This is a genomic window from Pseudomonas sp. 58 R 3, from assembly GCF_900006605.1.
Classification (GTDB): Bacteria; Pseudomonadota; Gammaproteobacteria; order Pseudomonadales; family Pseudomonadaceae; genus Aquipseudomonas; species Aquipseudomonas salomonii.
The window spans coordinates 1,096-1,854 of the sequence record NZ_CVTT01000076.1 but is presented as its reverse complement, the minus strand read 5'-3'; the positions used below and the strand labels follow the sequence as shown (position 1 = coordinate 1,854).

General features: G+C 53.8%; 1 protein-coding gene. It reads left to right on the top strand.

The window, feature by feature from the left end:
* A partial coding sequence (locus BFP92_RS32205) for an immunoglobulin-like domain-containing protein (protein ID WP_239694325.1) occupies window positions 1-759 on the top strand: 759 nt, incomplete at both ends.

Below are 759 nucleotides of genomic sequence, written 5' to 3'. Positions count from 1 at the left end.
GTTCGACTGTCAGCACCACCATCGCGAAGACCGAAGGCGGCAACTTTGAGAATCTGGTTACCGATCCGAAGGCAGCTGAAACAGCCATCACTGATTCGATCGACAACACCACGGTTTCGCTGAGTGCAGATAAAGCCTCTGTAGTTGAAGGCGGTGACATCACTTACACCGCAACCTTGACCAACAAAGCGCAAACTGACGTTACCGTCACGCTGAGCAATGGACAGACGATCACCATCAAAGCCGGCGACTCCGCAGGCTCGACGGTTTTCCACACCCCAGCTAACGACGTCTACAACAACGGTTCGACTGTCAGCACCACCATCGCGAAGACCGAAGGCGGCAACTTTGAGAATCTGGTTACCGATCCGAAGGCAGCTGAAACAGCCATCACTGACTCGATCGACAACACCACGGTTTCGCTGACTGCTGATAAAGCCTCGGTAGTTGAAGGCGGCGACATCACTTACACCGCTACCTTGACCAACAAAGCGCAAACCGACGTTACCGTGACGCTTTCGAACGGTCAGACGATCACTATTAAAGCCGGTGAGACCACAGGCTCGACCGTGTTTAACACTCCAGCCAACGACGTCTATAACAACGGTTCGACTGTCAGCACCACCATCGCGAAGACCGAAGGCGGCAACTTTGAGAATCTGGTCACCGATCCGAAGGCAGCTGAAACAGCCATCACTGACTCGATCGACAACACCACGGTTTCTCTGAGTGCTGATAAAGCCTCCGTGGTTGAAGGCG